25 protein-coding genes, 1 rRNA gene and 1 pseudogene are annotated in these 24,717 nt (G+C 72.1%); 17 read left to right on the plus strand and 10 right to left on the minus strand.

Translation table 11 applies throughout. The annotated features are described in order from the left end of the window. Positions 1-102 precede the first annotated feature (102 nt). Positions 103-1,050, plus strand: coding sequence for an SDR family NAD(P)-dependent oxidoreductase (locus CUT44_RS12760; protein ID WP_100202079.1), 948 nt, complete (start codon positions 103-105; stop codon positions 1,048-1,050). Here CUT44_RS12760 and CUT44_RS33975 read toward each other — a convergent pair. Beyond that, positions 1,005-1,175, minus strand: a pseudogene (locus tag CUT44_RS33975) (VOC family protein); the annotation flags it as partial. The gene CUT44_RS12760 and the pseudogene CUT44_RS33975 overlap by 46 nt on opposite strands. A 164-nt stretch (positions 1,176-1,339) precedes the next feature. Here CUT44_RS33975 and CUT44_RS12770 point away from each other — a divergent pair. From CUT44_RS12770 to CUT44_RS12780, 3 genes are all read left to right on the plus strand, one after another. Beyond that, on the plus strand, positions 1,340-1,798 hold the full coding sequence (locus CUT44_RS12770) for a helix-turn-helix domain-containing protein (protein WP_100202080.1): 459 nt from the start codon (positions 1,340-1,342) through the stop codon (positions 1,796-1,798). Continuing rightward, positions 1,795-2,658, plus strand: coding sequence for a hypothetical protein (locus tag CUT44_RS12775; protein WP_199185692.1), 864 nt, complete (start codon positions 1,795-1,797; stop codon positions 2,656-2,658). Before CUT44_RS12770 ends, CUT44_RS12775 begins: the two co-directional genes overlap by 4 nt. A 101-nt stretch (positions 2,659-2,759) precedes the next feature. Then, positions 2,760-3,107 carry a DUF2516 family protein gene (locus CUT44_RS12780; protein WP_100202110.1) on the plus strand — a complete coding sequence of 116 codons (348 nt, stop codon included), beginning with the start codon at positions 2,760-2,762 and terminating at the stop codon, positions 3,105-3,107. Between the two features lie 45 nt (positions 3,108-3,152). Here CUT44_RS12780 and CUT44_RS12785 read toward each other — a convergent pair whose 3' ends face one another. Both CUT44_RS12785 and CUT44_RS12790 read right to left on the minus strand, forming a co-directional pair. Continuing rightward, on the minus strand, positions 3,153-4,418 hold the full coding sequence (locus tag CUT44_RS12785) for a PP2C family protein-serine/threonine phosphatase (RefSeq protein ID WP_100202109.1): 1,266 nt from the start codon (positions 4,416-4,418) through the stop codon (positions 3,153-3,155). Between the two features lie 195 nt (positions 4,419-4,613). After that, on the minus strand, positions 4,614-5,753 hold the full coding sequence (locus tag CUT44_RS12790; RefSeq protein WP_100202081.1) for a C40 family peptidase: 1,140 nt from the start codon (positions 5,751-5,753) through the stop codon (positions 4,614-4,616). 433 nt (positions 5,754-6,186) lie between these two features. Here CUT44_RS12790 and pstS point away from each other — a divergent pair, with 433 nt between their 5' ends. From pstS to pstB, 4 genes are all read left to right on the plus strand, one after another. Next, a complete protein-coding gene (gene pstS / locus CUT44_RS12795) occupies positions 6,187-7,317 on the plus strand; it encodes a phosphate ABC transporter substrate-binding protein PstS (RefSeq protein WP_100202082.1) in 1,131 nt (376 codons plus the stop codon). A 143-nt stretch (positions 7,318-7,460) separates the two neighbouring features. Then, on the plus strand, positions 7,461-8,441 hold the full coding sequence (pstC, locus tag CUT44_RS12800) for a phosphate ABC transporter permease subunit PstC (RefSeq protein WP_100202083.1): 981 nt from the start codon (positions 7,461-7,463) through the stop codon (positions 8,439-8,441). Then, on the plus strand, positions 8,441-9,520 hold the full coding sequence (gene pstA, locus CUT44_RS12805; protein ID WP_100202084.1) for a phosphate ABC transporter permease PstA: 1,080 nt from the start codon (positions 8,441-8,443) through the stop codon (positions 9,518-9,520). Before pstC ends, pstA begins: the two co-directional genes overlap by 1 nt. 33 nt (positions 9,521-9,553) lie before the next feature. After that, the gene (gene pstB / locus CUT44_RS12810) at positions 9,554-10,330 is read left to right on the plus strand and encodes a phosphate ABC transporter ATP-binding protein PstB (RefSeq protein WP_100202085.1); all 777 of its coding nucleotides are present in this window, start codon (positions 9,554-9,556) and stop codon (positions 10,328-10,330) included. Between the two features lie 167 nt (positions 10,331-10,497). On the opposite strand, the gene CUT44_RS12815 is transcribed toward pstB, so the two are convergent. Together CUT44_RS12815 and CUT44_RS12820 are read right to left on the minus strand one after the other, a co-directional pair. Then, positions 10,498-11,493 (minus strand): inorganic phosphate transporter, encoded by a 996-nt coding sequence (locus CUT44_RS12815; RefSeq protein ID WP_100202086.1) that lies wholly within the window; start codon positions 11,491-11,493, stop codon positions 10,498-10,500. Between the two features lie 5 nt (positions 11,494-11,498). Continuing rightward, on the minus strand, positions 11,499-12,119 hold the full coding sequence (locus CUT44_RS12820; protein WP_100202087.1) for a DUF47 domain-containing protein: 621 nt from the start codon (positions 12,117-12,119) through the stop codon (positions 11,499-11,501). 203 nt (positions 12,120-12,322) lie between these two features. On the opposite strand from CUT44_RS12820, the gene CUT44_RS12825 reads away from it, so the two are divergent. Beyond that, the gene (locus tag CUT44_RS12825; protein WP_100202088.1) at positions 12,323-12,643 is read left to right on the plus strand and encodes a metal-sensitive transcriptional regulator; all 321 of its coding nucleotides are present in this window, start codon (positions 12,323-12,325) and stop codon (positions 12,641-12,643) included. Between the two features lie 71 nt (positions 12,644-12,714). On the opposite strand, the gene CUT44_RS12830 is transcribed toward CUT44_RS12825, so the two are convergent. Both CUT44_RS12830 and CUT44_RS12835 read right to left on the minus strand, forming a co-directional pair. Then, positions 12,715-12,921, minus strand: coding sequence for a hypothetical protein (locus CUT44_RS12830; protein WP_408646738.1), 207 nt, complete (start codon positions 12,919-12,921; stop codon positions 12,715-12,717). Positions 12,922-13,062: 141 nt separating this feature from the next. Continuing rightward, positions 13,063-13,977 (minus strand): hypothetical protein, encoded by a 915-nt coding sequence (locus tag CUT44_RS12835; RefSeq protein ID WP_100202089.1) that lies wholly within the window; start codon positions 13,975-13,977, stop codon positions 13,063-13,065. Positions 13,978-14,064: 87 nt separating this feature from the next. Here CUT44_RS12835 and CUT44_RS12840 point away from each other — a divergent pair, with 87 nt between their 5' ends. After that, complete coding sequence (locus tag CUT44_RS12840) at positions 14,065-14,259, plus strand: hypothetical protein (RefSeq protein WP_100202090.1); 195 nt, start codon at positions 14,065-14,067, stop codon at positions 14,257-14,259. 117 nt (positions 14,260-14,376) lie between these two features. On the opposite strand, the gene CUT44_RS12845 is transcribed toward CUT44_RS12840, so the two are convergent. Together CUT44_RS12845 and CUT44_RS12850 are read right to left on the minus strand one after the other, a co-directional pair. Beyond that, positions 14,377-15,039, minus strand: a complete 663-nt coding sequence (locus CUT44_RS12845) for a phosphatase PAP2 family protein (RefSeq protein WP_100202091.1) — start codon at positions 15,037-15,039, stop codon at positions 14,377-14,379. Between the two features lie 175 nt (positions 15,040-15,214). Then, positions 15,215-16,183 carry an NlpC/P60 family protein gene (locus CUT44_RS12850; RefSeq protein ID WP_100202092.1) on the minus strand — a complete coding sequence of 323 codons (969 nt, stop codon included), beginning with the start codon at positions 16,181-16,183 and terminating at the stop codon, positions 15,215-15,217. 109 nt (positions 16,184-16,292) lie between these two features. Here CUT44_RS12850 and CUT44_RS12855 point away from each other — a divergent pair, with 109 nt between their 5' ends. The 7 genes from CUT44_RS12855 to CUT44_RS12885 all read left to right on the plus strand — a co-directional run bounded on the left by CUT44_RS12855 (position 16,293) and on the right by CUT44_RS12885 (position 24,277). Continuing rightward, positions 16,293-16,601 carry a hypothetical protein gene (locus tag CUT44_RS12855; RefSeq protein ID WP_100202093.1) on the plus strand — a complete coding sequence of 103 codons (309 nt, stop codon included), beginning with the start codon at positions 16,293-16,295 and terminating at the stop codon, positions 16,599-16,601. A gap of 482 nt (positions 16,602-17,083) precedes the next feature. Beyond that, positions 17,084-17,932, plus strand: a complete 849-nt coding sequence (locus tag CUT44_RS12860; protein WP_100202094.1) for a hypothetical protein — start codon at positions 17,084-17,086, stop codon at positions 17,930-17,932. Then, positions 17,922-19,232, plus strand: coding sequence for a hypothetical protein (locus CUT44_RS12865; protein WP_100202095.1), 1,311 nt, complete (start codon positions 17,922-17,924; stop codon positions 19,230-19,232). The genes CUT44_RS12860 and CUT44_RS12865 overlap by 11 nt, the downstream gene beginning before the upstream one ends. Then, the gene (locus CUT44_RS12870; protein WP_100202096.1) at positions 19,229-20,779 is read left to right on the plus strand and encodes an SCO6880 family protein; all 1,551 of its coding nucleotides are present in this window, start codon (positions 19,229-19,231) and stop codon (positions 20,777-20,779) included. Before CUT44_RS12865 ends, CUT44_RS12870 begins: the two co-directional genes overlap by 4 nt. Before the next feature lie 14 nt (positions 20,780-20,793). Continuing rightward, on the plus strand, positions 20,794-22,239 hold the full coding sequence (locus CUT44_RS12875; RefSeq protein ID WP_100202097.1) for an ATP-binding protein: 1,446 nt from the start codon (positions 20,794-20,796) through the stop codon (positions 22,237-22,239). 2 nt (positions 22,240-22,241) lie between these two features. Then, on the plus strand, positions 22,242-23,807 hold the full coding sequence (locus CUT44_RS12880; RefSeq protein ID WP_408646739.1) for a P-loop NTPase family protein: 1,566 nt from the start codon (positions 22,242-22,244) through the stop codon (positions 23,805-23,807). Next, positions 23,804-24,277: a protein-tyrosine phosphatase family protein gene (locus CUT44_RS12885; protein ID WP_100202113.1), complete on the plus strand. Its 474-nt coding sequence runs from the start codon at positions 23,804-23,806 to the stop codon at positions 24,275-24,277. The genes CUT44_RS12880 and CUT44_RS12885 overlap by 4 nt, the downstream gene beginning before the upstream one ends. A 170-nt stretch (positions 24,278-24,447) precedes the next feature. On the opposite strand, the gene rrf is transcribed toward CUT44_RS12885, so the two are convergent. Further along, a 5S ribosomal RNA gene (gene rrf / locus CUT44_RS12890) occupies positions 24,448-24,564 on the minus strand. Between the last annotated feature and the right edge of the window lie 153 nt (positions 24,565-24,717).

Raw genomic sequence — 24,717 nt, forward strand, 5'->3', positions numbered from 1 at the left:
AGCCTAACTTGGATACCTGCGGTACGTTGACAACGTACCGAAAGTACTTTAACGTCGCCGCCACAAGATACCTCCGGTATGTTAATTGGTTGGGAGCCTGGCATGGGCAAGAAGTGGACGACGGCGAACATTCCGGACCAGCGCGGGCGGGTGGCCGTGGTGACCGGGGCCAACGCCGGACTGGGGTACGAGACCGCCAAGGCGCTCGCCGAGCGCGGAGCGTCCGTGGTGCTCGCCGTGCGCAACATCGAGAAGGGCGAGCAGGCCGCGGCTCGCATGACCGGCGACGTGACCGTGCAGGCACTGGACCTGGCCTCGCTCGACTCCGTCCGGACCGCGGCGGCGGCGCTGCGGTCCCGGCTCGACCGGATCGACCTGCTGATCAACAACGCCGGCGTGATGTACACCCCGAAGCAGACCACCCGGGACGGCTTCGAGATGCAGTTCGGCACCAACCACCTCGGCCACTTCGCACTCACCGGGCTGCTGCTGGACCTGATGCTGCCGGTGCCCGGCTCGCGCGTGGTGACGGTCAGCAGCACCGGCCACCGCATCCGGGCCGCGATCCACTTCGACGACCTGCAGTGGCAGCGGTCGTACGGCCGGGCCGCCGCCTATGGTCAGTCCAAGCTGGCCAACCTGATGTTCACGTACGAGCTGCAGCGCCGGCTCACCGCGCACGGCACGACCGTCGCGGTGGCCGCGCATCCCGGCATGTCCGGCACCGAGCTCACCCGCAACATCCCCGCGGCCCTCCGGCTTCCGCTCACCTGGCTCGCGCCGCTGATCACCCAGAAGCCGGCGATGGGCGCGCTACCGACCCTGCGCGCCGCCACCGACCCCGCCGCGCTCGGCGGCCAGTACTACGGTCCCGGCGGACGCAACGAGGTCAAGGGCCACCCCCGGCTGGTCACCTCCAGCCCGGAGTCGTACGAGGCAGCCGTCCAGCAGCGGCTGTGGGCCGTCTCCGAAGACCTCACCGGGGTGAGGTTCCCCGTCGTTCGGTCCAGGCAGAACTCGTCCCCCTCCGGATCGGCCGTCACGATGTAGCCCGCGCCGGCAGGAGGCGTCGGCTCGTCGCGGCGCAAGCGGATGGCGCCGGGACCGGCGAGGGGCTCGCACTCCGCTTCGGGGGCGGCCATCCGCTCGTCGCCGTGCAGGCCGGGTGCGGGGCGTGGTGGCCGCCCTGGCCCGCGGCTTGTCCTCGCCCTCCGTGATGGTGACCTCGGTCGTCCCGCCGCGCTCGCGCGCGATCTCCCGCGGCCCCGCGCCGTATGGCGTGCAACACTTCTGCAAGCACTTGCTTGCAAAAGTTAGCGCGGCGAGGCACGGTGGAGACATGGCTTCACTGCATGTCGGCAGTCTCGGCGAGTTCCTGCGGGAGCAGCGGCACACCGCGCAGCTGTCCCTGCGGCAGCTCGCCGACGCCGCGGGGGTGTCGAATCCATACCTCAGCCAGATCGAACGCGGACTGCGCAAACCCAGCGCGGAGATCCTCCAGCAGCTCGCCAGGGCGCTGCGGATATCCGCCGAGACGCTCTACGTCCGGGCCGGGATCCTCGACGAGAAGGACCAGGCCGGGCTGGAGGTGCGCGGCGCGATCCTGGCCGACACGTCGATCAGCGAGCAGCAGAAGCAGGTCCTGCTCCAGATCTACGAGTCGTTCCGCAAGGAGAACGGACACACCGAGGACGTCCGCGTCTCCCCCGGGAAGAACGGGGAGAACGGGGACGCCCCCTCCTCCGGGACGAAGCCCAGGAGTCCACGACCAGGCCATGACCAGGAGGAATCATCATGAACAGCAAAACCGGCGACAAGACAACCGACAAGACCAACAAGGCCGACGACATCCGCAGGATGCTGGCCAACCCCGGGCCGCTGTACTTCGCCGCCGGGGTGATCGACAAGATCCGTGAGACGGCGCCCGAGCGCCTCGCGGCCGTGCGGAAGGTGAAGGAGACCGACCCCAAGGCCGTGCAGGAGCGGGTCGCCCAGCAGGCGAAGGAGACCCAGTCGCGGCTGGCCTCGGCGCTGTCCGGGATCGACGAGGACCTGAAGAAGCTGCGCGAGGCGGATCTGAAGGCGGACCTGAGGAAGCTGCGCGAGGCCGACCTGAAGGCGGACCTGAAGAGGCTGCGCGAGCAGGCCCAGCACCTGGCCCTGCAGAGCGTCGGGGTCGCCGCCGAGTACGTCGTCAAGGCGCGCGAGGGCTACGACGGGCTGGCCGAGCGCGGTCGCGGCGCAATGCAGACCTGGCGCGGCGAGCACGACGGGGGCGACGGCGAGGGCACCGCCGAGAAGGCCCCGCGGGAGATCGCGCGCGAGCGCGGTGGGACGACCGAGGTCACCATCACGGAGGGCGAGGACAAGCCGCGGGCCAGGGCGGCCACCAAGCCCCGCACCCGGACCTCCCAGGCCGGTGCCGCGAAGAAGGCGGAGACCGGCAGGAGCACGACCCGCCGGAGCACCGCGGCGGCCGGCGGCACCGCCGCGAAGCGGAGCACCTCGAAGACCGGCGCGTCCAAGGCCACCCCCAAGACGGTCGCGAAGAAGACCGCCGAGAAGAAGGCCGCCGGGGGCGGGACGGCCGAGAAGGCCGCCCCCAAGCAGGAGAAGCAGGGCAAGCAGGACAACAAGCAGGACAAGTCGCAGTCCTGAGGCCCCCGGTTCCGGCCGGAGCCGGGCACGCCCTTCGTGTCCGGCCCCGGGGCCGGTAGCGTGGGGAGCCGACGACCGGCGTGGACGGGATGGTGGCCAGCGTGCTCCTGGACGGTTTCTTCGGGCTGATGTCCTGGGTTTTCCTGGGTCTGCTCGTTTTCAGTATCTTCTGCTTCGTCGACGCGGTCCTGCGCCGCGAGGACGCCTACCGCGCCGCGGACAAGAAGACCAAGGGATTCTGGCTGATCCTCCTCGGGGTGACCCTCGCGGTGAACCTCTTCGTCCCCGGTTTCCTCTTCCTGCGGATCGCGGGTCTGATCGCCAACATCGTGTACATGGTGGACGTGCGGCCCGCGCTCATCCAGATCGGCGGGGGCGGCGGCCGGGGCGGCTTCCGCCGGGGCAGCAGCAGCGACGGCCCCTACGGCCCGTACAACGGGGGCCGCTGAGCCGGGGCCGGGCGGTTCCCGGACGGCACCGGGCGGCCCGGTGCCTCACTGCCCCCGGTCGAGCAGCAGGACCGCCACGTCGTCCGTGAGCTCGCCGCCGTTGAGTTCGCGCACCTGCGCGAGCACGGCGTCCAGCAGGGCCTCGCCGCGCAGTCCGGCGGCCATCAGCCGCCCCACGATGCCGAGCATGCCGTCCTGGCCGAGCCGCAGATCACCCTGGCCCGTCCGGCCCTCGATGAGCCCGTCCGTGTACATCATCAGGCTCCAGGCGCCGCCCAGCTCCACCTGCATGCGGGGCCAGCGGGCGTTGGACAGGACACCCAGTGCCGGGCCGCCGATGTCCTCGTGCGGCAGCAGCCGGGGGCCGCGCCCGGTGCCCGCGATCAGCGGCGCGGGGTGGCCCGCCAGGCACAGCCCGGCCCGCCGCCCGTCGGGCGCGATGTCGACGGTGCAGAGGGTGGCGAAGATCTCCTCGCTGGGCCGCTCGTGCTCCAGCACCCGCTGGAGGGTGCCCAGGAGCTGGTCGCCGCAGAGTCCGGCGAAGGTCAGCGCCCGCCAGGCGATCCGCAGCTCCACTCCGAGGGCCGCCTCGTCGGGTCCGTGTCCGCACACGTCGCCGATCATGGCGTGCACGGTGCCGTCTGCGGTGCGCACGGTGTCGTAGAAGTCGCCGCCCAGCAGGGCCCGGGAGCGGCCCGGCCGGTAGCGGGCGGCGAACCGCAGCTCCGAGCCGCCCAGCAGCGGGGTGGGCAGCAGACCGCGTTCCAGCCGGGCGTTCTCCTGGGCCCGCAGCCGCGACTCGGTGAGCTGCCGCTGCGCCAGGTCGGCCCGCTTGCGCTCGACGGCGTAGCGGATGGCCCGGCTGAGCACCCGGCCGTCCAGCTCGCCGCGGAAGAGGAAGTCCTGGGCGCCGACCCGGACGGCCTCGGCCGCGCGTTCGGCGTCGTCCTCGGCGGTGAGTGCCAGTACCGCGTGCCGGGGCGCCATGCGCAGCACCCGGCGCAGGATGCCGAGCTCCCCGCCGTCACCGCCGTCCTCCCCGGTCCCGCCGCCGTCCTCCGCGCCGGCGGCGGTGCCGGTGGTGCTGTCGGAGAGTGCCAGGTCCAGCAGGATGCAGTGGACGTCGTCGGTGAGGAGCCGTCCGGCCTCGGTGAGGTTGCGGGCGGTACGGACCCGCACCCGGCCCCCGGAGGCGTCCAGCAGCTCGGGAAGCGCCAGGGAACCCGCCGGGTCGTCCTCGATGACGAGCAGCGTCAGACCGCCGGGGAGCGCGGCCTCCGGTCCGTCCGGCCGCCGCGGCACCGCGGTCATCAGCTCACGGCCCATCGATACGGGCATGTTCCCAGTCCTCTTCCCTCCCCCCGAGGGGCACCCGGGGCGCCGGTTCGCAAGACGCCCCGGGTGACCATAGCGGTACCCCCGGGGTGCACGGAATGCCTTTCGGCATATGCCAAACGGCCGGTAAGCGGCTCGCAGTGCCTGTCGGAGCACCCGCCGGAGCGCCTGTCAGGCATCCGGACGCACCACCCCCAGGATCGGCAGCGAGCCCGCCCCGGCCGTGGTGATCTGCCGTCCGGTCCGGGGGGCGTGGACCATCACGCCGTCGCCCACGTACATCCCGACATGGCTGGCGTCCGCCTTGTAGACGATCAGGTCGCCGGGGCGCATCCCGGTGATCTCCACCCTCCGCAGCCGCTTCCACTGCTCCTGCGAGGTGCGCGGGACCGTGATGCCCGCGGCCTCCCAGGCACGCAGGGTCAGCCCCGAGCAGTCGAAGGTGTCCGGGCCCTCGGCGCCCCACTCGTAGTCCTTGCCGAGCTGCGCCATGGCGTACGCGACGGCCTTCTTCCCGCGCTCCGAGGCCCGGCCGTCGATCTCCTCCAGCACACCGGTCGCCAGCCATCTCGTCTGCCGCAGCCGGGCCGTCCGCTCCTCCAGCCGCCGCAGCCGCTCCCGTTCCCCGGCGGCCAGCCGCGACTCCAGCTTCTCGGCCTTCGCCAGCTCGGTCTCGACGCTCTTCTTCGCCGCCGCCTTCCTCTTCCGGTCCGCCTCCAGCTTCGCCCAGCGGCCGGTGGCCTCCTCGGCGTAGGCGTCGAGGTCCTTCTCGGCCCTGCGCAGCTTCCCGATGAGCCGGCCGGCCGCCTCGTCCCCCTTGCCGAGCAGGCCGAGGTCGCGCAGGAACGCCTCCGGGTCGTCCTCCAGGACCAGCCGCGCGCCGGGTGGCAGGCCGCTGCCCCGGTACTGTGCGCGGGCCATCGCCCCCATCCGGTCCGCCAGCGTCTCCTTCTGGCTCCGGGTCCGTACGATCGCCTGGGCCAGCCGCACGATCTCCGAGCGCTGCCGCTCGGCCCGCTCACCGGCGGCGTTGTACTTCTCGGTGGCCGACTCGGCCCTGTCGTGCAGCGCCTCGATCCGCCCGCGGAGCTCCTCCAGCCGCGCGGCGCTCTCCGGGTCCTCGGCGGCCCCGGCCTCCCCGGCGGCGGCCTCCGTGCCGTCATCCGGGCCGCCGTCCGGCGGCCCGGCGGGCGCCCGGACACCGCTCTCGCTCCCGGTACCGGGCCCGCCCGGCCCCGGCTCCGCGTACGCGGTCCCCGCCACCACCGTCAGCAGCCCGAGCTGCGCGCACAGCAGCGCGCAGACGGACATCCGCACGGGCCTCCCGGCGAACGCTCTCAGCCGGGCGTCCCGCGGCGGTCCTCCCCGGCGGGCCGCCGCGGGCCCACCTCCCTGCCGTGCCACGCGTCTCCCTTCCCCGCCCGGTCCGCCCGGGCCCCGCTCCACCCGCGCGTAACGAGCCACTGCCGCGGATAGTGCCATGCCCGCCGGGCGGAGCGACAGGGACGCGAACCGGCCACTTCCCGGCCCCGCGGCGACCGGCGCAACTGCACCGTCTGCCGAGGTTCACCTCTCGTTCACTCTCGGCCGTCGGGCACTTCACCTGTACTGCCTAATTTCAGCCTTGTGCAAGGCGCGTCCGGTCGCCGGCGGACACGGACGGCTCCCCATGCTGTGAACGACACCCGGAGAAACCCCATCGCTTGCCGACCCCACCGGCGGGCCCAGGAAGGAACTGAACGAAGTGAAGCTTCAGCCCACCCACCGCCTCCGCGCGATCGCCGTCGGCGCCGTCGCGGTTTCCAGCGCCCTGGTCCTGACCGCCTGCGGTTCCGACGACAACACCGGCGGAGGCACGAACTCGGAGGGCAACTCCAAGGCCGCCAGCAACATCAAGTGTGCCGGTGAGGGCAATCTCCTCGCCTCCGGTTCCAGCGCCCAGAAGAACGCGATGGACATCTGGGTCAAGAACTACCAGGCGGCCTGTGAGGGCGTCGAGATCAACTACAAGCCCACCGGCTCCGGTGCGGGCATCCAGGAGTTCCTCCAGGGCAAGACGGGCTTCGCCGGCTCCGACTCGGCCCTGAAGGAGGAGGAGGTCCAGCAGTCCCAGGAGGTCTGCGAGGGCGGCAAGGGCATCAACCTGCCGATGGTGGGCGGCCCGGTGGCCGTGGGCTACAACCTGGCCGGTGTGGAGGACCTCGTCCTGGACGCCGAGACCATCGCCAAGATCTTCGACTCGAAGATCACCCAGTGGGACGACGAGGCGATCAAGAAGCTGAACCCGGACGTCAAGCTCCCCTCCACCAAGATCCAGGCATTCCACCGCTCGGACGAGTCGGGCACCACCGACAACTTCACCGAGTACCTGCACGCCGCCGCCCCCGAGGCGTGGAAGTACGAGCCCGCCAAGGCCTGGGCCGGCAAGGGCGGCCAGTCGGCGGACGGCTCCTCCGGTGTCGCCACCAACGTCAAGAACAACGACGGCGCCATCGGCTACTTCGAGCTGTCCTACGCCGACGGCAACGGCATCCCGACCGTGAAGCTCGACACCGGGGCCGCCGAGCCGGTCGAGGCCACCGTCGAGAACGCCTCCGCGGCGATCGCCGCGGGCCAGGTCGTCGGCGAGGGCAGCGACCTGGCCATGGAGCTGGACTACGCCACCAAGGCCGAGGGCGCCTACCCGATCGTCCTGGTGACCTACGAGATCGTCTGCGACAAGGGCAACGACAAGGAGTCCCTGGAGCTGACCAAGTCCTTCCTGACCTACGCGGCCAGCGAGGACGGCCAGGGCGCGCTCGCCGACGCCGGCTACGCCCCGATCCCCGACGAGATCATCACCAAGGTCCGCAGCACCATCGACACCCTCTCCTGACGTCCGAGGCGGCCGGCCCCGCACCAGCGGGACCGGCCGCCCGGCCGTACGCCCGTACGCCACCCCCCGCAGTTCCGTCCGCACGAGATCCATCCGGTGCACCGCCGCCAGGGGCCGACACCCCGCACCAGACCGGAGAAGAAATGGATATAGCACCCACTGCTTCCGTCGATCCAACGAAGGCGCCACCCGGGGGGCCGGTCAGGAGGCCGGGCGACCGCGTCTTCCTGGGCCTGTCCAAGGGCTCGGGCATCGCGCTGCTGGTGGTCATGGCCGCCATCGCGGTCTTCCTCACCTGGCGCGCCCTGGTCGCCCTCGCCGAGAACGAGGGGAACTTCCTCACCACCTTCGAGTGGAGCGCCAACGCCAACCCGCCGGTCTTCGGCATCGCGGTCCTGGCCTACGGCACGGTCGTCAGCTCGATCATCGCGATGGTCCTCGCGGTCCCGGTGGCCGTCGGCATCGCGCTGTTCATCTCGCACTACGCACCGCGCAGGCTCGCCACCCCGCTGGCGTACACCGTCGACCTGCTCGCCGCCGTCCCCAGCATCATCTACGGCCTGTGGGGCGCCCTGTTCCTGGTGCCGCACCTGACCGGCCTGTACACCTGGCTCGACGAGTACCTCGGCTGGACCGGGATCTTCGCCTACAACGGCGGCGCCCCGCGCTCGCTGTTCACCGTGGGCATCCTGCTGGCGATCATGATCCTGCCGATCGTCACCAACGTCAGCCGCGAGGTCTTCAAGCAGTCCCCGAAGATGCAGGAGGAGGCCGCGCTCGCGCTCGGCGCCACCCGGTGGGAGGTCGTCAGGATGGCCGTCCTGCCGTTCGGCCGTTCCGGCGTGATCAGCGCGTCGATGCTCGGTCTGGGCCGGGCCCTCGGTGAGACGATGGCGGTGGCCACCGTCCTCTCCCCCAACTTCCTGATCAACGCCAGCCTCCTCAACCCCGGCGGCGGCACCTTCGCGCAGAACATCGCCGCGGGCTTCAAGGAGGCCGGCGACATCGGCCGGGACGCGCTGATCGCCTCCGGCCTCGTCCTGTTCGTCATCACCCTGCTGGTGAACGGCGCCGCACGTCTGATCATCGCGCGCCGCAAGGAGTACTCGGGGGCCAACGCCTGATGAGCAACACAGTCATGGACAAGCCTCCGGTCACCGTGCCGCCCCCCGGCGGCCGTACTCTCAAGCAGCCCCGCCTGCCGCGCTGGGCCCCCCTCGGCCTGGGCCTGCTCTCCACCGGTGTCGGCGTCGGGGCCGGCCTGGTGTTCGGGCTGGACAGCCGCATCCAGTGGGGTCTGATCGCCGCGGTCTTCTTCGTGGCGGCCACCTACGCCCTCACCACGGCCGTCGAGGGCGAGCGCCAGGCCAAGGACCGGCTGGTCACCAGCCTGGTGTGGGTCAGCTTCCTGCTGGCCGCGCTCCCGTTGGCCTCCCTGATCTGGGAGACGGTGGCCCGCGGCGCCAAGGTGGTGGACGGCTACTTCCTCACCCACTCGATGAGCGGTGTGATCACCCTCCAGCCGGGCGGCGGCATCTACCACGCGCTCATCGGCACCATGGAGCAGGTCGGCATCGCCACCCTGATGGCGGCGCCCGTCGGCCTGTTCACCGCGATCTACCTGGTCGAGTACGGCACCGGCAGGCTCGCCAAGGCCGTCACCTTCTTCGTCGACGTCATGACCGGCATTCCCTCGATCGTCGCCGGCCTGTTCATCCTGTCCTTCTGGATCATCATCCTCGACTTCGGCTACTCCGGCTTCGCCGGCGCCATGGCGCTGGCCATCCTGATGGTGCCGATCGTCGTGCGCTCCACCGAGGAGATGCTCAAGCTCGTCCCGAACGAGCTGCGCGAGGCCTCCCTGGCACTGGGCGTGCCCAAGTGGCGCACCATCCTCAAGGTCGTGCTGCCCACCGCGATCGGCGGCATCACCACGGGCGTGATGCTCGCGGTGGCCCGTATCGCCGGTGAGACCGCGCCGATCCTGCTGCTGGTGTTCGGCGCCCAGTCGATCAACAACAACCCCTTCGAGGGCGCCCAGTCCTCCCTGCCCTACTACGTCTACGAACAGTGGGCGAACGGCAACGAGGCCTCCTACGACCGCGCCTGGGGCGCGGCCCTGGTGCTGATCGCCTTCGTGATGATCCTGAACATGGTGGCCCGCGGCATAGCCCGCTGGAAGGCCCCGAAGACCGGCCGCTGACCCGGCCGCACACGCGGAAGAGAAGTGATTCCCATGGCCAAGCGCATCGACGTCAGCGGCCTCACCGCCTACTACGGCTCCCACAAGGCCATCGAGGACATCTCGATGGCCGTCGAGCCCCGCTCCGTGACCGCCTTCATCGGCCCGTCCGGCTGCGGCAAGTCCACCTTCCTGCGCACCCTCAACCGCATGCACGAGGTCACCCCCGGCGGGCGCGTCGAGGGCAAGGTGCTGCTCGACCACGAGGACCTGTACGGCAGCGGGGTCGACCCGGTCTCCGTGCGCCGCACGATCGGCATGGTCTTCCAGCGGCCGAACCCGTTCCCGACGATGTCGATCTACGACAACGTGGCGGCGGGCCTGCGGCTCAACGGCTCCTACAAGAAGTCGGAGCTGGACGACGTCGTCGAGAAGTCCCTCAGGGGCGCCAACCTCTGGAACGAGGTCAAGGACCGCCTCAACAAGCCCGGTTCCGGCCTCTCCGGCGGCCAGCAGCAGCGGCTGTGCATCGCCCGCGCCATCGCGGTCGAGCCGCAGGTGCTGCTGATGGACGAGCCGTGCTCCGCACTCGACCCGATCTCCACCCTCGCCATCGAGGACCTGATCAACGATCTGAAGGAGCGCTTCACGATCGTCATCGTCACCCACAACATGCAGCAGGCCGCGCGCGTCTCGGACCGCACCGCGTTCTTCAACCTGTCCGCGGTCGGCGAGCCCGGCAAGCTGGTGGAGATCGACGACACCGAGCGCATCTTCTCCAACCCCTCGGTGCAGGCCACCGAGGACTACATCTCGGGCCGCTTCGGCTGATCAGCCCGAACGGCTCGGCCGGCCGTCTGCGGTGCTGCATGGCGGTGCCACCGCAAGACGAGACGCCCGCCCCCCGGTTCCGGGGGGCGGGCGCACCCTTGCCCAGGTCCGTGTCCAGGCCCGCGTTCAGGTCTTTCCAGAACCGCCCGGACCCACCGGGCGCGCCCTCACCCCGCTACCACCCACACCGCCCAGTAGCTCAGCCCCGCCACCGCGGCAGCGGCCGGCATCGTGATGAACCAGCCGAGCACGATGTTCTTGGCGACCCCCCAGCGCACCGCGCTCACCCGCTTCGTGGCGCCCACACCCATGATCGCGGAGGTGATCACATGGGTGGTCGAGATCGGCGCGTGGAACACGAACGACGCCGTGTACATCACCGAGGCCGCCGTCGTCTCGGCGGCGAACCCCTGCGGCGGGTCCAGCTCGATGATCCGGCGCCCCAGCGTCCGCATGATCCGCCAGCCGCCGGCGTAGGTGCCCAGCGACAGCATCACCGCGCAGGAGACCTTCACCCAGATCGGGATCTCGCCGTGGTCCTGGACGTCCGCGATCACCAGGGCCAGCACCACGATGCCCATCGTCTTCTGGGCGTCCTGCAGACCGTGGCCGAGCGCCATGCCCGCCGCCGACACCGTCTGCGCGATGCGGAAGCCACGCTTGGCGCGGTGCGGGTTGGACCTGCGGAAGAGCCACATGATGACCACCATCACCAGGTAGCCGAGCAGCAGCCCGACGACCGGCGAGATGAACATCGGGATGACGATCTTCTCCAGCACGCCCGACCAGTACACCGTGGTGCCGCCCGCCAGCGCCGCCCCCACCATGCCGCCGAACAGGGCGTGCGAGGAGGAGGACGGCAGGCCGAAGTACCAGGTGATCAGGTTCCAGGTGATCGCACCGACCAGCGCGGCGAACAGGATGCCCATGCCGCTCCGGCCGTCCGGGGTCTCGATGATCCCCTCGCTGACGGTCTTGGCGACCCCGCTGCCCAGGAAGGCGCCGGCCAGGTTCATCACCGCGGCCATCACCAGGGCCGCCCGCGGGGTGAGCGCGCGGGTGGACACCGAGGTGGCGATGGCGTTCGCGGAGTCGTGGAAGCCGTTGGTGTAGGTGAAGAAGAGCGCGACCCCGATGGTCAGGACGAGCGCGAAGGTGTCCACGTGCTTCAGGACTCCTTGACCGCGATGGTCTCCACCGTGTTCGCCACGTGCTCGAAGGCGTCGGCCGCCTCCTCCAGTACGTCCACGATCTGCTTGAGCTTCAGCACCTCGATGGCGTCGTACTTGCCGTTGAACAGATGGGCCAGCAGCTTGCGGTGGATCTGGTCGGCCTGGTTCTCCAGCCGGTTGACCTCGATCCAGTACTCGGTGAGGTTGGTCATCGTCCGCAGGTTCGGCATCGCCTCGGCGGTCAGCTCGGCGGCCCTGGCCAGGACCTCGATCTGCTGGTCGACCCCGCGCGGCAGTTCGTCGACCTGGTAGAGGACGACCAGGTCGACGGCCTCCTCCATGAAGTCCATGATGTCGTCGAGCGACGACGCGAGCCGGTAGATGTCCTCGCGGTCGAACGGCGTGATGAACGAGGAGTTCAGCTGGTGGAAGATCGCGTGGGTGGCGTCGTCGCCGGCGTGCTCGGCCGCACGCATGCGCTCCGAGATCTCGGCCCGTGCCGCGGGGTCCGCCCCGAGCATCTCCATGAGGAGCTTCGAACCGGTGACGATGTTGTCCGCGGACGCGGCGAACATGTCGTAGAAGCTCGTCTCCCTGGGGGTCAGACGAAAGCGCACTGGGATTCCTCGGGGTGCATGGTTGTCGGTCTCGATGATGCAAGGGGCATCAACCAGTCACAGCGGACCGGCGTCCTTCAGTGTTACCCATCGAGGCGCGCCCCTAGCACCCGGGATCCGCCGCGAAGATCCCTCCGGAAAGGGGGATTCGGTACAATATACCCAGCGGGGGTATTCCCCCGCACCGCTCACGGGAGGACCGTATGACGACCGCCGAGACCCGTCCCGAGACCGTCCACGGTCCGCACGGCTACGCCAAGGAGAAGGAGGCCCACCTCAAGCGGCTGCGCCGGATCGAGGGGCAGATCCGCGGTCTGCAGCGCATGGTCGAGGAGGACGTCTACTGCATCGACATACTCACCCAGGTCTCGGCCTCCACCAAGGCCCTGCAGTCGTTCGCCCTCCAACTGCTGGAGGAGCACCTGCGCCACTGCGTGGCCCACGCCGCGGCCGAGGGCGGCGAGGGGATCGACGCCAAGGTGGAGGAGGCCACGGCCGCCATCGCCCGGCTGCTGCGCACCTGACCGCGCGCGGCGCGCGCGGTCCGGCGGGGGAGACGCGGGCCGGTGCGGGCCACGCGGGCCGGTACCGGCCGTCACACGGCCGGACGGGCCTTCTCGCGGGCGCCCCGGCCCGCCGGGTCGGATCCGACCCGGAGCACCTCGTCGATGCGCGCGGAACTGAGCCGGTCCTCGGCCGCGGCCGAGGCGGCGATCATCAGCTCGCCGTAGAGCTCGATCTCGGCGAGGGCCACGTGGTCCTGGACCAGGGGACCGCCGATCTTCCCGGACACCCGCACCACCTCCTCACAGCTCCCCTCTCACGCGTCCGCTCTCCAGGGTAGGAAGGAGCGCGCCTTCCGGGCATGGCACGTCCGGGCCATTTAACGCCACCGTCATCGGCTACGGCTCCGGTGCCGGCCCGGCCCGCCGGCGTACCGCGGCTACGGCGCGGCGATCCGGCCGGTGTGGATGTCCCCCGGCCCGGGCAGGGCGATCTCCACCGGCACCCCGAACCCGTACAGCGTCGTCGTCGACACCACCGAGACCTCCTGCCGGACCGCTCCGCCCGCTCCGCCCGAGCCGCCCGGACCGCCCGCCGCGGACGGGAGGGCGAAGTGCTGCCGGATCTTCCGCAGCCGTCCCCGACCGTCGACGTACGCATCGAAGGGCACCGTACGGCGGGAGAGCCCCGCCACGGCCGCGGCCAGCCGGCCCCGCCAGGGCGGCCGCGCCGCCCTGGCCGCCGCCGCGAGGTCCACGGTGCCGCGGTAGTGCCGCACCGTCTCCCCGTGCAGCCGCTCCTCGCCCCGGAACGAGACCGACCTCGCACCGCGCAGCAGCTCGGCGGCGGTGATCGGGTCGGTGGCGCCGCCCGTGACCAGGTTCCCGTCGGGCAGCGTGGCGGCGTCCACCCGCACCCACTTGCCGGCGGGAACCCCGGCGCCCCGGTTCCTCAGGTAGAGGGCCCCTGGCGTGACCAGGGCCACGATCGGCCGGCGCCGGTCCGCCCCGGTGGCGGGCACCGCCGGGGCGGCCGGCGGCACCACCCGCAGCAGCCCGGTCCGCGTCCCGTAGTCGAAGGCGCCCGTGCCCCGGATGACGACGCGGGTGCCTCCGCTGTCCGTCTCCACCCGGGTGTGCGCCCGGGAGGTGCCCGATCTCGCCAGCACCCCGGCGGCCTCCCGTACGGCGGCCCGCGCCTCGGCCGCGGCCGGCTCGCCGGCGGCCGCGCCGACGGCGGCGTCCGGTGCGGAGCACCCGGTGGTGGCCGGTGTCGCCAGTACCGCCAGCACCGTCCCGGCGCAGAGCACGGCGGCCCCGACGGCCCCGCTCCTCCGGCCGCGCCGCGTCACCATCGTCTGCCGACCCCCAGGACCGCGTCTCACCACTCGATCCGTTCAACGACGCCCACCATCAGCCGTCACGGCCGGTACCGTGGCCGGGTGCAGTGGGAGGACACCTGGGGGGACGGCGGGGAGGGCTCCGCGGAGCGGCCGGCAGCGCCGGAGCCGCACCGCACCTCCACCACGGAGACGGGCCCGTTCTGCAACGCGGTCTGCAGTTGCGGCTGGCGGGGCCCCGCCCGGCGCGCCCGGGGGCGGGCCCGCGCGGACGCGGCCGCCCACACGGAGGGCTGACCGGGCCCGCGGGCGGCGCGGTCCGGGAACGGCCCGGGCCCCGGCCGGGAACGCCGACCGGGGCCCGGGAAAGGGCAGGGAGGGGACGGGTGGGGCCGGGAGGACCGGGGGCGGCTGTCAGGCCGCCAGGCCGCGGTCGTACTCCCGCTGTTCCGCCGCCGCGTCCTGCGCGGCCACCTCCGGAGTCCGCACCAGCACTCCGGCCCGGGAGGCGGCCACCGCGCGCAGCAGCGGGGTCAGCAGCGCCAGCGCCACGGGGGCCAGCAGCAGCGTCACGGCCGTGCCCAGTGCCAGCCCGCCGATCACGTCGGTGGGGTAGTGCACCCCCATGTAGATCCGGCAGAAACCCGCGAACACCGCCACCAGGATGCCGAGGGTCCCCAGCTTCCGGTTCACCATGAAGATGCCGACGGCGAGCGCCATCGCCAGGGTCGCGTGGTCGCTGACGAACGAGAAGTCGGTCTTGCCGGCCACCAGCACCTCGAGCCCGTCATGGGTCAGGAAGGGTCTGGGGCGCTCCACGAAGCCCCGGATCGGCACGTTCACCAGCAACGCCACCCCGGCGGCCACCGGCGCCCAGACCAGCCCGGCCACCGACGCCACCGCGTCCGGCCGGCGCCGCGCCGTCCACCAGGCCCACAGGCCGAGCACCATCAGCGCCACGACGGTGCCGTACTCGCCGACGTACTCCATCAGGTGGTCGGCCCAACCGGGGGCCTCCCTGGCCAATCCGTTGATGTCGTAGAGCAGCCCGACGTCAGGATTGTCCCATTCGTCCATCCGATGCTGCCCTTCACTCGTCGCTGCCGACCCCCGTGGTAGCGGAATGCCCTGTCCGGACAGGACAACGCCCTGTCCGGGCCGCACGTTCCAACCTCCACCGAACGGCCACCCGGGCGTTATCGGAGGGTGATCCGTCCGCCGGTCCGGGACCGGCTCCGTCCCGGCGCCCGCCTCAGGCCGTCGGCCTGGTAGCCCCGAAGTAGTCGGGGCTGTCGATCGGGTCGAAACGGATCGTGGCCCCGGTGTACGGCGCGTCGATCATATAGCCACCGCCCACGTAGATCCCCACATGGTGGATCGACCTCGAGTCGTTCAGATCATGGGCGAAGAACACCAGGTCGCCGGGGAGCAGTTCGTTCCGCTTCGGGTGCGGGCCGGTGTTCCACTGGTCGTTGGCGACACGCGGCAGCTCGATCCCCACACTCGCGTACGCCGCCTTCGTCAGCCCCGAGCAGTCGAACCGCCCGCCGTCCTCCGGCGTTCCGTCACCACCCCACAGGTACGGGGTCCCGAGCTTCTTCTGCGCGAAGTCGATCGCGCCGGCCGCCTGCTTCGTCGGGGACAGCCGCCCGGCGGGCGCGGCGAAGCTCTTCTCCATCTTCCGGATGACCTGTACGTAGTTCCGCGTCTCCCGGTAGGGGGGCACACCGTCGTACTTGACCACCGCATACGGGCCAGCGTTGTAGGCGGCCAGCATGTTGTCCGTCGGATCGCCGGGTACGCCCCTGAGCTGTTCCGCCAGCGCGCAGTCGTACTTCGCCGCCGCGGGGATCGCGTCCGCGGGGTCCCACACGTCCCGGTCCCCGTCGCCGTCCCCGTCGACGCCGTGCGTCGCCCAGGTGCCCGGGATGAACTGGGCTATGCCCTGGGCCGCGGCGGGGCTTTGCGCACCGGGGTTCCAGCCGCTCTCCTGGAAGAGCTGGGCCGCCAACAGCGCCGGGTTGAGCTCCGGGCACTCGTTGCCCCACCGCGCCACCAGGGGCGCGTACGCCGCCGGCACCGCGTTCTTCGCCAGTGCGACGGTCCCCCCGCGGCCGCCGAAGAGGCTGGAAGCGGCGCTGTACGTACCGACGACGAGCAGCGCCATGAAGCACATGACGAGTCCGAAGCCGACCCCGACGGCCACCCACGCCTTCCGCATCCCTCAACCCTCCCTCACCGGAACCCGGTTCACTGCCGATTCGACCGCGACCGTGTCAGAATCCATAGGGAAGCGTCTTCCAACAACCCACCGGGGCGGTGAACACATCATGTTTTATGCGGCCGACAAGGGCGACATCAACACCATCATCGGCGGAATCGCCCCCGACTGGGGCCCGTTCGGATCCCTGGGCAACGAGGCCCGGGTGATGATCGAGGTCGTGATGGCCGTGGCCATCCTCCTCTGCCTGGGCATCGCCATCTGGGGCGCCGCCAAGCAGCGCATCGGCGCCACGGCGCTGCGCGACACCTTCAGCGCGGAGCAGGGCAAGGGCCTGATCGTGGCCGGACTGACCGGCGTCTTCATCATCGGATCGCTCGGCACGGTCTTCACGATCGTCTACGGAATGGCCGTGTAGCGCCGCCCCGCCCCGTCCCCCTCCTCCGGCCCTCCCCCGACCACGGTCCTCCCGAACTCCCGCCCCGGCTCCCGGTCCGCCTGCCCGGCAGGGCAGTACCGCGTGCCCGCGGGGCCAGGAGCCCGGGCCGTGCCCGGTCGGCGGCGGACCGGACGACCTCATGTGAGACCTGCCACGCCACCGTGGCAGGCGCGACGGTGCACGCGGCCGCCGAGGCGGCCCGGGCGCCCCGCCGTGCCCCCGTACGGCCGCCACCGCCCACACCGGAAGAAGACCCCCAGCCATGCACCAGTCCACGGCCCGCCCCTCCCGGGCCCCGGCGTACGCCCTCCGCACCGCCACCGGCACCGCGAACGCGCCGGTCACCGTGCGGAGGCGATCCCGTACGCACGGACCCCACAACCGCCGGGGCGGCGTTACCGTCGTGGAGGGAGCGGCACGCCAACCGGGCGGCGACCGGGCGACCGAGAGGGCATACGGCGATGAGCATCGGCGGTGACGGCGGGTACGGCGACGAGCGGCGTCCCGGCCCCGGGGCGGGCGGCCGCGTCCGCACGCGTACCCGCCTCCCCGAGGAAGACGTCGTCGACGCCTACGACGATCCCCGGCGGCAGCCGGTCCGGGTGGGCCGCAGCATGCTGACCGTGGTAGGCGTCGTCGCCCTGCTGATAGCCGCACTGGCCATCGCCACCAGGGGCGGTGACGGCCCGTCGGACGGCCGCCGGGACGACGGGCGCGCAGCACCGCCCACCGCCCCCACCGGCGAACGCCCCGTCGGCACCCGGGTGGGCGGCATCCCCGCCGGCTTCCCCGAGACCGAGCAGGGCGCGCAGAGCGCCGCGGCCAACTACGCGGTGGCGCTGGGCGGAACGGGCATGTTCAACACCGCGGAACGGCACCGGATCGTCGACAACCTCTACACCCCCGAGGCCGCCGCCCGGCTGAAGGAGCGCCAGGACGAGGCCTACTCCCCGGACTTCCTCAAACGGCTGGGCCTCACCCCGCAGGGCGAGGCCCCCGCGGGCATGACCTTCGTCTCACGCGCCATCCCGGTGGGCACCAGGGTGGCGGAGTACGCGGACGGCGGCGCCACCGTCGAGGTCTGGTACACGAGCCTCATCGGCATGGCGGGCGAGGACTCCACCGTCCCCGTCACCACGGCCTGGAAGACCTGGACCTTCGAACTGCGCTGGACCGGCTCCGACTGGAAGATCACCGGCGACTCCCAGCAGGACGGACCCGCCCCCGTGCCGGGGGACGACCGGGCCGCCAGCGCCGAGGACATCAGCAAGGCCGTCGAGGAGTACGGAGGGTTCACCTATGCGCGCTGACCGCCGCCGCCGCGCCCTGTCGCTCGCCGCGCTCCTCGCGGGGGTGCAGGCAGGCGGGCTCTGGCTGGCCGCCCGCGCGACCGCGGACCCGACACCGTCGCCGCCGGGTGACGAGCCGAGCGAGGATCCGTGCGCGGAGATCGGCGGCGCCGCGCGGGAGTACTGCGAGGGCGAGGGCGGCGGCTCCGGCGGCGGTGGCACCAACGAACCCCTGTCCACCACCCTGGACCCCCTGGCCTCCCTCGCCCGGGGCTGCGCAGACGCCGCCGCCTGGATCGTCACCAAGCTCTCCGAGGCGGTCTCCGCCACCGCCACCGTCGACTTCACCAACCCGGCCTTCCTGCGCCAGTACGCCGTCGTCTTCGCCGCCTCGACGATCCTCACCCTGGTCCTGTGGCTGCTGGCCGTCGCCAAGCGCGCCATCCGCGGCATCCCGCTCACCGAGGCCCTCACCGAGGCCATCGGCTTCCTGTGGCTGACGGTGCTGGCCTCCGCCTTCACCCCGCTGCTCCTCTACACCCTGGTCACCGCGACCGACGCCGTCACCGACGCGATCGCCGCCGGCACCGGCGCCGACAACGACGCCTTCTTCGGCGCCTTCTCCGAGGCGCTCAAGAAGGGCGACGACATCGGCGGCGGACCGATCATGCTGATCGTCGTCTCCCTGGTCTCCGTCCTCGCCGCCGGCGTGCTGTGGCTGGAGCTCGTCATCCGCGCCGCCCTGCTGTACGTCGGCGCCCTGCTGGGGACGGTCGTCTACGCCGGGCTCGTCGACAAGAACATGTGGGGCCACGTACGCCGCTGGGCGGGCATCATGATCGCGGTGATCCTCGTCAAACCGGTCGTCGTGATCGTCCTCGGCCTGGCCGGGGCGCTGGCCGGCGACGAGGGCCCCGACTCCTTCTCCGCGATCGTCTCCGGACTGGCGATCATCCTGCTCGCCATCTTCGCCAGCGCGATGATCTACCGCTTCGTCCCCGGCTTCGGCGACGAGATCGTGCGCCAGCGCAACGCCAGCGCCGACCCGGCCTCCCGTACGGCCGCCGCCGTCGTCTCCTCCCCCGCCGCCATGCTCCGCCAGGGCATCAACACCCACAGCGCACGCGGCGGCGCGGAGGGCGGCGGCGGCCCGTCCGGGGGCACGCCCAGACCCGCCAACCCCGTCTCCGGAGGCGTCGCCGCACACGCCTCCCGCGGCACCCAGGCGCCCGCCTCCCAGCCCGCCCGGCCCGCAGCACCGCCCCCGCCCCGCGGCACAGGCGGCTCCACCAGCCCTCGTACCGGAGGTGATCGCGGGTGACGACCCCGTCCCACACCGTCGCACCGCGCCGCACGTATCTGATCGGCCGCGCCCGTCCCAACGCCGTCGTCGGCAGGAACCGGGAGACGGGCGAGATCGCGCTGATCGTCGCGGGCGCCTTCCTGGGCATGATGAGCGGACTCCTCGTCCCCCAGCTGACCCTGCGCATCGTCATGCTGGTCGGCTTCCCGATGCTCGCGCTGGCCGCGGTGTACGTGCCCTACCGCGGGCGGACGTACTACAAGTGGTTCGAGATCAACCGCAGTTACCGCAGGCTGCTGCGGCACGGCACCGCCTACCGCTCGACCGCCGCCGAGGCCGGCGTCCGGCTGGACGGCTCCGAGGTGGACATCCCGCCGCCCCCCGGGGTCGGCCGCGTCACCTGGCTGTCCGCGCCCTTCGGCCCCGACGAGATCGCCGTCCTGCTCCACGCCGACCGGCGCACCGTCACCGCCGCCATCGAGATCGAGGGACCGGGCGTGGGCCTGCGCGACAGCGAGGACCAGGAGGCCCTCGTCGACCGCTTCGGCACCCTGCTCAAGCACGTGGCCAACGGCGACGGCTTCGTCACCCGCCTCCAGATGCTCGCCCGCACCCTCCCCGCCGACCCCGACGCCCACGCCAAGGACGTCGCGCAGCGCGGCGACGAGCGGGCCGCTCCCTGGTTGAAGGACTCCTACGAGCAACTGCTGTCGATGGTCTCCACCTCCAGCGAGCAGCACCGCGCCTACCTGGTGGCCTGCATGCACCACAGCCGCGACCTGGCCGCCGAGTCCGCCGCGATCGCCAAGGCCACCCGCTCGGCCACCGGCCGCCGGCTCACCCGCGACGAGGGCCTGGCCGTCGTCATAGCCCGCGAGCTCACCGACATCTGCGCCCGCCTCACCGAGGCCGACATCCGGGTGCGGCAGCCGCTGGGCCAGGCCCGGATGTCGTCGCTGATCCACTCCATGTACGACCCGGACCACCCCATCGACCACATCCAGGCCATGACCCGGCGCAACGCCTGGCCCGCCGAGCTGGACGCGTCCGAGCCGACGTACCTGCAGGCCAAGACCCGCGAGTCGGCCACCCGCGCCCCCTGGTGCCACGCCACCGCCTGGGTCAAGGAGTGGCCGATGACCCCGGTCGGCGTCAACTTCCTGGCCCCGCTGCTGGTCCACACCCCGGACGTGATCCGCACCGTGGCCGTCTGCATGGACCTGGAACCGACCGAGGTCGCCATCGAGCGGATGCTGACGGAGAAGACCAACGACGCCGCCGAGGCCAGCCGCGCCGCGAAGATGAACCGCACCGTGGACCCGCGCGACGTGGCCGCCCACAGCCGCATCGACCAGCGCGGCGAGGACCTGGCCTCCGGAGCGGCGGGCGTCAACCTCGTCGGCTACCTCACCGTCTCCTCCCGCAACCCCGACGCCCTGGCGCGTGACAAGCGCACGATCCGGGCATCGGCCGGAAAGAGCTACTTGAAGCTGGAGTGGTGCGACCGCGAGCATCACCGCGCGTTCGTGAACACCCTGCCGTTCGCGACCGGCATCCGCCGCTGAGGAGGCGTGACCACATGACCGCGTTCGATCCGCTGACCGCCGTCACCGACGCCTTCACCGGTCTCCTCTTCGGGAAGACGGAGACCACCCGGCTGCCCGTGCGCACCTCCACGGGCCAGGCCCAGGCCGTCTACCTGCCCACCGCCGCCCCCGGCCTCGGCGACTCCGGGGTGATCATCGGCCGCGAGGTCTACAGCGGCAAGGGATACATCTACGACCCCTTCCAGCTCTACGGCCAGCAGCTCCCGGCCCCGCACTGGCTGGTGCTCGGCGAGTCCGGCAACGGCAAGTCGGCGCTGGAGAAGACCTACATCCTGCGCCAGCTCCGCTTCCGCGACCGCCAGGTCGTCGTCCTGGACGCGCAGGGCGAGGACGGCGTCGGCGAGTGGAACCTGATCGCCGAGCAGATGGGCGTCACCCCCATCCGCCTCGACCCGATGGCCGCGCTCGACCAGGGCATCCGCCTCAACCCGCTGGACCCGTCCATCACCACCACCGGCCAGCTCGCCCTGCTGCGCACCATCATCGAGGTCGCCATGGGGCACGGCCTCGACGAGCGCGCCGGCTTCGCCCTGAAGGTGGCCCACTCCTACGTCAACGGGACCGTCACCGGCCGCCAGCCCGTCCTGACCGACATAGTCGAGCAGCTGCGCCACCCCGAGCCGGAGTCGGCCGAGGCTATGAACGTCGCCCTGGAGGACGTCCGCGCCTGGGGCCTGGACGTGGCACTCGTCCTGGACCGGCTGGTCGACGGCGACCTGCGCGGCATGTTCGACGGCCCGACGACGGTGGGCATCGACCTCGACGCGCCCCTGATCGTCTTCGACCTCTCCCACATCGACCGCAACTCCATCGCCATGCCGATCCTGATGGCGATCGTCGGCGTCTGGCTGGAGCACACCTGGATCCGCCCCGACCGGAAGAAGCGCATCTTCCTGGTCGAGGAGGCCTGGCACATCATCAACAGCCCGTTCGTCGCCCAGCTCTTCCAGCGGCTGCTGAAGTTCGGGCGACGGCTAGGCCTGTCCTTCGTCGCGGTCGTCCACCACCTCTCCGACGTGGTGGACGGCGCCGCGGCCCGGGAGGCCGCGGCCATCCTCAAGATGGCCTCGACCCGCACGATCTACGCCCAGAAGGCCGACGAGGCCCGCGCCACCGGAAAGGTGCTCGGGCTGCCCCGCTGGGCCGTGGAGATCATCCCCACCCTCTCGCCCGGCATCGCCGTCTGGGACGTCAACGGCAACGTACAGGTCGTCAAGCACCTGATCACCGAGGCGGAGAAGCCGCTGGTCTTCACCGACCGCGCCATGACGGAATCCTCGGCGGACCCGGCAGACTCGATGGACTCCGCCGCCCCCGTACCCCTGGAGGACACCGTGGCCGACGAGTTCGAGGCCGAGACCGCTTCCCGAGCCGCGGAGATGGAGCGGCTCGCGCACGCCGACGAGACGGTGGCCTGACGGTGCCGCACGGCCACGGCAGAGCACCGGGGAACGGCGGCGGCACCACGCCCTCCTCCTCCCAGCGCGGCATCCCGGACGGACTGCTGCTGGGCCTGCTGGGCTTCCTGCTCGCCGTCACCACCGCCTGCTGGACCGCGACCGGGCTGGCCGGACTCCTGGCCCACGGCGCCTGGCCGCCGGGCACCACCTTCACCCGCACCCCGCCGGCCATGCGCGCCCTGCTCGCCGAACCGTCCGACCTGGCCGCCGCCTGGCCCGACGCCCCGGCTGAGGCCCTGCCGGGGCCCGGCCTGTTCTGGGGCGTCCTCATCGGCGAACTGATGGTCCTGACCGTTCTGGCGGTCTTCACCGCCGGCACCGTCGCCCGCTGGCGCGCGGTACGCGCGGCCCGCCGCGCGAACGCCCGGCGCGGCCCGGTGGAGGAGGCGCCGGCCGCGGCCGTGTCCGCCCCCCGCGCCGCACCGTCCCCGGAACCGCCCCACCACGAGGTCCCCATCCCCGCGGCGCCGCCCGGACCGCCGTCCCCGGCGCCTCCTCCTGCCCCTTCTGCTCCCCCGGCCCCCGAGCCCGCCGTACGGGCGCGCCCCGTGCCCGAGGCGTTCGCCGGGCCGCCCGCCGGCGTGGTGTACGGCCACGGCCGCGAGCACGCCGACCGGGCCGCCGACGCCCTGCGGGCCGCCCCCGGTCCCGCCCTCGTCGTCACCGCCGACCCCGCCCTGTGGGCGGACACCGTGGGAGCCCGCGCCAAACTGGGCCCCGTCCTCCTCTACGACCCCGGCCAACTCACCGACGCGCCCGCCCGGCTGCGCTGGTCACCCCACCAGGGCTGCGAGGAGCGCCGTACCGCCGCCTCCCGCGCCGCCGCCCTGCTCGCCCCCGTGCGCAGTCCCGCCCGCTCCGAGGCGACCACCCACAGCGCCGCCGAGACCCTGCTGGGCTGCTGGCTCCACGCCGCCGCCGTCGCCGGCGAGCCGTTCCGCCAGGTACACCGCTGGGCCTCGGCCACCGCGGGCTCATCGACCGAGGCCGTTCACATCCTGCGGACGCACCCGAGGGCGGCGTCCGGCGCGGCGGGCGAGCTGGAGGCCACCCTGATCGCCCACCCGGAGCGCAGGGACGCCGCCGTCCGCCTCGTCCGCGGCGCTCTCGCGTCCCTCTCCCAACTGCACGTGCGCAACGCCTGCACCGCGCCGCGCACGGATTCGGCCGCCCTGGAATCGTTTGCCGCCGAAGGGGGAACGCTCTATGTGATGGGCGAGTCCGTCGAGGACCCGCGCCGTGCCCCCGGCACGATGCCGCTCCTCACCGCCCTCACCGCAAGCGTGGTCGAGCACGGCCGCCGCATGGCCGCAGGGTCATCCGCCGGCCGGCTCGACCCACCACTCACCCTCGTCCTCGACAACGTCGCGTCGGTGGCCCCCATCCCCCAGCTCCCCGAGCTTCTGACCTCCGGTGAGACGGTGGGCATGCCCACCCTGGCGCTGCTGCGCTCCGAGGACCAGGCGCGCGTCTGGTGGCCGCGGCTCGCCGAGGCCGGACCGACCCCGTCGAGGCCCGTGCCGTGACCGGCGCCTCCGGGCGGCACGGCGCTCCCGCCGGCGTCCCCGGCCGCACCTGGGACCCCGCCGCGGCGGGCGTACTGCGCCTGCCCTCGGGCCGGCTGGTCCGCGGGCGCGGTCTGCGGCGCCCTCTTCCGGAGGGGCCGCGGCCCGCCTTCGCGCTGTACCTGCTGGGTGCGGAACCGCCCGCCGTCGACTGGGAGTCACGGTGGGTCCGCTGGCCCGACTTCCGGCTGCCCTCCGACCGTACGGCCGCCGCCGAGGCACTGCGGGAGGCATGGGAGCGTGCCGCCGCCGAACGTGTCGAGCTCGCCTGCGGCGGCGGGTACGGGCGGACCGGTACGGCACTGGCCTGCCTCGCCGTCCTGGACGGGGTACCGGCCCGGGAGGCGGTCGCCTACGTCCGGGAGCGCTACTCCCGGCGGGCCGTCGAAACTCCCTGGCAGCGCCGGTTCGTCCGCCGCTTCCCGGCCTGACGGCCTCGCCCGCCCCAATTCAATCCACCACTTCACCTTCACCGGCATTCACTTCGCCGGTCGGCGGCCACAACCGAAAACCGGCTCTCCGCAGACGGCTCCGGAACACCCCGGAACGCGAGAAAGCCCCGCCGGGCCCAAAGGGCCCGCGGGGCTTTCCCACACGATTTGTTCGGCGGCGTCCTACTCTCCCACACGGTCCCCCATGCAGTACCATCGGCGCTGAAGAGCTTAGCTTCCGGGTTCGAAATGTAACCGGGCGTTTCCCCTCCGCCATGACCACCGAAACACGATGAAACCTCACATCAAACCAGCCCCCGAACACGGGGGAACAGGTCGCGGTCTCAGAACCCGCACAGTGGACGCAAGCAGCCATGGACAAGTCCTCGGCCTATTAGTACCAGTCAACTCCACCCCTCACAGGGCTTCCATATCTGGCC

This window comes from Streptomyces carminius, from assembly GCF_002794255.1.
Classification (GTDB): Bacteria; Actinomycetota; Actinomycetes; order Streptomycetales; family Streptomycetaceae; genus Streptomyces; species Streptomyces carminius.

Excerpts from the sequence above, each read along its gene's own strand:
- CUT44_RS12760 (WP_100202079.1), top strand. The coding sequence starts at position 103 with ATGGGCAAGAAGTGGACGACGGCGAACATTCCGGACCAGCGCGGGCGG.
- CUT44_RS12770 (WP_100202080.1), top strand. The coding sequence starts at position 1,340 with ATGGCTTCACTGCATGTCGGCAGTCTCGGCGAGTTCCTGCGGGAGCAG.
- CUT44_RS12775 (WP_199185692.1), top strand. The coding sequence starts at position 1,795 with ATGAACAGCAAAACCGGCGACAAGACAACCGACAAGACCAACAAGGCC.
- CUT44_RS12785 (WP_100202109.1), bottom strand. The coding sequence starts at position 4,418 with ATGACCGCGGTGCCGCGGCGGCCGGACGGACCGGAGGCCGCGCTCCCC.
- CUT44_RS12790 (WP_100202081.1), bottom strand. The coding sequence starts at position 5,753 with ATGTCCGTCTGCGCGCTGCTGTGCGCGCAGCTCGGGCTGCTGACGGTG.
- pstC (WP_100202083.1), top strand. The coding sequence starts at position 7,461 with ATGGATATAGCACCCACTGCTTCCGTCGATCCAACGAAGGCGCCACCC.
- pstA (WP_100202084.1), top strand. The coding sequence starts at position 8,441 with ATGAGCAACACAGTCATGGACAAGCCTCCGGTCACCGTGCCGCCCCCC.
- pstB (WP_100202085.1), top strand. The coding sequence starts at position 9,554 with ATGGCCAAGCGCATCGACGTCAGCGGCCTCACCGCCTACTACGGCTCC.
- CUT44_RS12825 (WP_100202088.1), top strand. The coding sequence starts at position 12,323 with ATGACGACCGCCGAGACCCGTCCCGAGACCGTCCACGGTCCGCACGGC.
- CUT44_RS12835 (WP_100202089.1), bottom strand. The coding sequence starts at position 13,977 with ATGGTGACGCGGCGCGGCCGGAGGAGCGGGGCCGTCGGGGCCGCCGTG.
- CUT44_RS12845 (WP_100202091.1), bottom strand. The coding sequence starts at position 15,039 with ATGGACGAATGGGACAATCCTGACGTCGGGCTGCTCTACGACATCAAC.
- CUT44_RS12850 (WP_100202092.1), bottom strand. The coding sequence starts at position 16,183 with ATGCGGAAGGCGTGGGTGGCCGTCGGGGTCGGCTTCGGACTCGTCATG.
- CUT44_RS12855 (WP_100202093.1), top strand. The coding sequence starts at position 16,293 with ATGTTTTATGCGGCCGACAAGGGCGACATCAACACCATCATCGGCGGA.
- CUT44_RS12860 (WP_100202094.1), top strand. The coding sequence starts at position 17,084 with ATGAGCATCGGCGGTGACGGCGGGTACGGCGACGAGCGGCGTCCCGGC.
- CUT44_RS12865 (WP_100202095.1), top strand. The coding sequence starts at position 17,922 with ATGCGCGCTGACCGCCGCCGCCGCGCCCTGTCGCTCGCCGCGCTCCTC.
- CUT44_RS12875 (WP_100202097.1), top strand. The coding sequence starts at position 20,794 with ATGACCGCGTTCGATCCGCTGACCGCCGTCACCGACGCCTTCACCGGT.